At 49.3% G+C, this 5,111-nt stretch carries 6 protein-coding genes; 3 read left to right on the top strand and 3 right to left on the bottom strand.

Annotation, left to right across the window (positions count from 1 at the left end; translation table 11 throughout):
* Positions 1-161 precede the first annotated feature (161 nt).
* The gene (locus H6F80_RS00840; RefSeq protein ID WP_190789729.1) at positions 162-1,202 is read left to right on the top strand and encodes a YsnF/AvaK domain-containing protein; all 1,041 of its coding nucleotides are present in this window, start codon (positions 162-164) and stop codon (positions 1,200-1,202) included.
* A gap of 106 nt (positions 1,203-1,308) precedes the next feature.
* Positions 1,309-1,824: a BON domain-containing protein gene (locus tag H6F80_RS00835; RefSeq protein ID WP_190789728.1), complete on the top strand. Its 516-nt coding sequence runs from the start codon at positions 1,309-1,311 to the stop codon at positions 1,822-1,824.
* 313 nt (positions 1,825-2,137) lie between these two features.
* Here H6F80_RS00835 and crcB (H6F80_RS00830) read toward each other — a convergent pair whose 3' ends face one another.
* The 3 genes from crcB (H6F80_RS00830) to H6F80_RS00820 form a co-directional block, all read right to left on the bottom strand.
* Entirely contained in the window at positions 2,138-2,587 is a 450-nt protein-coding gene (gene crcB, locus H6F80_RS00830) for a fluoride efflux transporter CrcB (RefSeq protein ID WP_190789727.1), read from the bottom strand.
* Between the two features lies 1 nt (position 2,588).
* Entirely contained in the window at positions 2,589-3,083 is a 495-nt protein-coding gene (crcB, locus tag H6F80_RS00825) for a fluoride efflux transporter CrcB (protein ID WP_242067099.1), read from the bottom strand.
* A 362-nt stretch (positions 3,084-3,445) separates the two neighbouring features.
* Complete coding sequence (locus tag H6F80_RS00820; RefSeq protein ID WP_190789726.1) at positions 3,446-3,679, bottom strand: hypothetical protein; 234 nt, start codon at positions 3,677-3,679, stop codon at positions 3,446-3,448.
* Between the two features lie 159 nt (positions 3,680-3,838).
* Here H6F80_RS00820 and H6F80_RS00815 point away from each other — a divergent pair.
* Positions 3,839-5,111: phosphohexomutase domain-containing protein (locus H6F80_RS00815; protein ID WP_190789725.1), on the top strand; the 1,273-nt coding region annotated here is incomplete at its 3' end.

Raw genomic sequence — 5,111 nt, 5'->3', positions numbered from 1 at the left:
CTTGATCGAACAGTAGCATTGCTTTTCAGGGGAGCAACGCGCTTAAAAACAGATCTATCGATCGACAATAAACGGTTCTGCCTTTAGGTCAGCACAATCATTAATTTGAACACGCAATATTAAGTGGAGAATGCAGTTTTACTTAAATTAAGGGGTAGTTAATGCAATCAAACCGAATTCGGCGGGCAGTCGGCACTTTTCCTAATCACGCTGCCGCAGAACGCGCACTGACTGAATTGAGAGACAGCGGCTTTCCGATGGACAAAGTATCTGTCGTTGCCAAGGATACACAGCATCACGATCGCATTGCAGGCGTTGAGACGAGCGATCGGGTGGGTAACAAAGCAGACGACGGAGCGAAAGCAGGCGCAGTCAGTGGTGGTGCATTGGGTGGACTCACGGGACTGCTCGTCGGGCTAGGCGTTCTGGCAATTCCCGGCATTGGACCTGTAATGCTGGCAGGTGCGGGCGCAACGGTATTGGCAACAGCACTGTCGGGAACTGCGATCGGCTCTCTAGCAGGTGGATTATTGGGCGCACTGGTTGGGCTGGGCATTCCCGAAGAACATGCTAGAGGCTACCACGATCGCGTAACTCGCGGCGAATATTTAGTCATGGTAGAAGGCAACGATACCGACCTCACTCGCGCCGAAGCCATTCTTTCGCATCGTGGGATTGAGGGCTGGGGAATTTATGATATCCCCGGCGCAGTGGCGCAGCCTGTTGAAACAAATGCAGCGTCTGTTGCCGCTGTCCGGCCTGCAACATCGGAAACTGTCGATCGTGCTCCGCACCGGGATGTAGCAGACACAGAAGCAATCCGGCTATACGAAGAACGGCTGCGGGTTGATAAAACGCGCCGCAAAGCAGGTGAAGTCACGATCAGCAAGCAGGTTGAAACCGAGACGACGAGAGTTACTGTACCGATCGAAAAAGAACGTGTCGTCGTTGAGCGCATTGCTTCTGACGAGATTGGTAAGGCTGTCGCTCCGGGTACGGCAAACTTCCAGGAGGGCGAAGTTTTACGGGTAGAAGTGTACGAAGAAACGCCCGACATTCGCAAAGAAACGATTGTGCGGGAAGAAGTTCATCTGCACAAAGCAGTCGATCACGAAATGGTGAAGGCTGAAGAAACGCTCCGCCGCGAAGAACTCGATGTGGATGTAAACGGCAATCCGATCATCAAGGGCGATCGCTTCTAATGTCTGAGTTCAAACCTGGAGCGAAAGTGAATCCCTTGCTTTGGTTTGCTTCAGGCTTGAATTTTCTATTCTTTGTCAACCCTTTCAAACTTCAACTTGCAATATCATGAAAAAACTCACTTCAACGCTCCTGGCGAGCTTTCTCATGCTGGGTGCAGTTGCCTGTAGCACAGCCAGAACCACTTCGAGTGCCCCCGATGCTGCTCAGCCTGAAGGCGATCTAACCAAGCAGACTGCGGAAGATAACCAGGGTGATGCAACTTCTGAACTACGCCGCCGACAGCTTAATGCTGACATTCAAGCGCGAGAACAACGCAACAATGTAGATGGCGGTGACGCGGTGAAAGCGGATACTGACCTTGCCAGCCAAGTGCGCTCAAAACTGGAGGCAAATCTGCCTGCGGCTGAAGTGACTGTCGAGGCGAAAGATGGAGTCGTCACCGTGGCGGGAACCGTGGTCGATCAAGAACAGTTCGACAAAATTGAGCCACTGACCAGAGAAATTAAAGGTGTTCAGGCAGTTGTCGTTGATGCAAACTTGAAGTCTGCCGCGGAGCCAGGAGCAGCTGCACCCGATGCAAGCGAGACAATTGATACTCATACCAATACTGATTCAAACTAGCGTTTATCGCGATCGTTGATGAGCATCACTTGATTGATGAAACCCTCTTACTTTCTTGGTAGGAGGGTTTTTTGATTACTAATGAGATGATTACTGATGAGATATTAATTTATCGATCGACATCATCACCCCTATCTGTTAACTAGACCGAATCGGAAATAAGAAGGAGAAGTTGAATAGGAAGAACAGTTCCACATATCGATGAAATCTAATTTATAACTGAAGAGCATAAAACTGAATAATTTCAGAATTAGCGATTCTGCTCTGTGCTAATTTTCTTTTTTTTATAAGCAATGCTTAAGTAGTTTTAGGTTCAGAAAACCGATAGAACTCTTCTTGCTAGAAAACATCCTAATTCCAAGCTCAACAAACCTAGCAAAGTACTGCTCACCCAGTAAAGAAAAGCAAACTGCCAGTTTCCTACCACCACTAGCTTTTCTATATCCAGAATATAAGTTGAGAAAGTGGTATATGACCCCAAAAAACCAACGGCAACAATAAGGCGTACATCCGGCGAAATGATATTTCGTGCGACTGCTATGCTGGTGAAGAAGCCCATAACAAACGCACCGGAAAGATTAATAAAAAGCGTTGCGATCGGAAAATTTATCCCCAACCCTTGATTGATGCCAAGCGAAAGATAGTAGCGACTCAACGCCCCAACAATCGCTCCCAATCCAACTGCAATTGGAATACGCAAGCGACCTTCAGGAGACCGCAAAATCGATCGCCCCGTTTGTTCTCGTCTCCGCAACCAGCCCATTCTAGTGACCTCCCCGATGCAGCGAATGGGCGATCATCATGCCAATTTCCAGACACACTCCTCCCACGATTGAGCTGCCCAGCCAGTAGAACAGAGCTTTCTTACGTTCTTTGTTCTGTAACAGCACAGAAGTATCAAGTGCGTAGGTCGAAAACGTGGTGTAGGAACCCAGAAATCCAGTTATCATTAAAAGCTGTAATTCTGGGGACAAAGTGACTTGATCGATCGCCAGGGTTGCCAAAAACCCCACTAGCAGCGAACCAGAAAGGTTAATAAAGAATGTACCAAATGGAAAGTGCGTTCCCAGACGTTGACTGAATAAAATCGTTAGATAATAGCGGCTTAGCGCACCTAGAACTGCACCCAAACTCACTGCAACAGGTGCACCGAGATTGAAATAATTTTGATTTGCAAGACTAAAATTAGCAGAACTCAATAAATTAAATAATAAAGCGACGGAAAGCTCTCCTGATGAGAGCATCGAGCCAGTGATCATAGGCTACTCCTGATAGCATTACTCCAAACGGAAAGTAGAAGCTATCATCCACTAGATCACCTGAGAATTACAAATCATTAGCAACAAATATAGCTGTTATCTGTTGCTGTCTCCTCATCGAAGGGCAGCTGGCAAGATTTGCGGCTACTGTTCAACGGCTACTGGTCAGTGGCTATTGTTCAACGGCTATTGTTTAGCAGCTATTGTTTAGCGGCTACTGCTTCAAGGTGACAGCACGGATTAAAACCAAATAGGATTAAAACCAAGCAATAAAGGGCAGTTGCCCCTGTATCTCTCATCTCAATCATCTGGCAGCAAAGCCTTTTGATGGGTGCCTTAACTCTGTGTCTTAATTCTGTGCCTTAATAGGGTGTTCCGCAAATTTGGCTTAGCTCGGCTTCGGTCGTGCCAAATCGCTGTTGCCGACAGAGAATCACCTGAGCAACTCGTTGGCGATTATAAAATTGGTGAGCAAACCAGCCAATCGGTAGCCATAGAACCGAACCGACCAACACACCAATCGTCAAACTTGATATTAAATCCTTGCGCCGAATCCGGTTCGTCTGGCGATCGGGGGCAACAGGTGCTTCTCTCATTACAGTTAGCCTCATTCATCTGCTTATCTATCAGCAAAGCAAATTTTTTCTCGCCCAACATCTCCCCATCTGCTTATATCCCAAGTTGGACAGGATGACTTGCGCGACGGTTGTTTCAGGCTATTCTGGTCTTGAGAAACGTTGACGGGAAAAAAAGCCATGCAAACTGTGGACGCTAAAAACAGCCCCCTTGCCGGACAGCCAGTTCCTCCCGATAAGGTGATGGATGTTGAGCAATTGCTAAGCCAGTATTACACCGTCCAGCCGGACGCAGGCAATCCGCTTCAGCAGGTCAGCTTCGGAACATCAGGACATCGGGGTACAGCCGCAAACGGCACATTCAACGAAGCCCATATTCTGGCAGTGTCGCAGGCAGTTGTGGAGTATCGGAAGCAGCAGGGCATCGATGGTCCGCTCTATATGGGCATGGATACCCACGCGCTCTCGGCTCCGGCTCAGAAAACTGCGCTCGAAGTGCTGGCAGCTCATGGGGTTGAAGTGCTGATTGCAGCAGGCGAAGGCAATGCTCAGTTTACGCCCACGCCCGTCGTCTCTCACGCCATCCTGAACTATAACAAAGGCAAAAATAGTCAGGGCAAAAACACTGGACTCTCAGACGGCATCATCATTACCCCTTCCCACAACCCGCCCACCGACGGAGGCTTTAAGTACAACCCGCCTACCGGAGGCCCGGCCGAGCCAGAAGCCACAAAATGGATTCAAAATCGGGCAAATGAACTGCTGGCAACCCAGAATCGCGATGTGCAGCGCATGGCATACGAAGCTGCTCTGCAAGCCAGTACGACCCACGCTTTCGACTACATTACGCCTTATGTGGCTGACCTGGAAAATATTGTGGATCTGGAAGCGATTCGATCGTCTGGCATTCGCATTGGGGCAGACCCCTTGGGCGGATCAAACGTTGCCTACTGGGAGCCGATCGCCGATCGCTATGGCTTAGATATTACGGTCGTTAATCCCAACGTCGATCCCACCTTTCGCTTCATGACGCTCGACTGGGACGGCAAGATCCGCATGGACTGTTCCTCGCCCTATGCAATGGCAAGCCTGGTGAAGCTCAAAGATGACTACGACATCGCCTTTGGCAATGACACCGACTCCGATCGCCACGGCATTGTCACCCGCAGTGTGGGCTTAATGAACCCGAACCATTTCCTCTCTGTTGCCATCTGGTATTTATTCACCCAGCGCAGCAACTGGTCTGCAAATAGCGCGATCGGCAAAACTCTGGTCAGCAGCAGCATGATCGATCGGGTGGCAAAAGAAATTGGACGGCAGGTCTGCGAAGTGCCCGTTGGCTTTAAGTGGTTTGTGTCTGGCTTGCTTGATGGCTCCTTTGGTTTCGGTGGTGAAGAAAGTGCCGGAGCCTCCTTCTTGCGGAAAGACGGCACAGTGTGGACGACCGACAAAG

It is taken from the genome of Leptolyngbya sp. FACHB-711 (assembly GCF_014695615.1).
Taxonomy (GTDB): Bacteria; Cyanobacteriota; Cyanobacteriia; order Elainellales; family Elainellaceae; genus Leptolyngbya_A.
The sequence above is the reverse complement of the archived record's forward strand: the minus strand, read 5'-3'. Positions and strand labels throughout refer to the sequence as shown.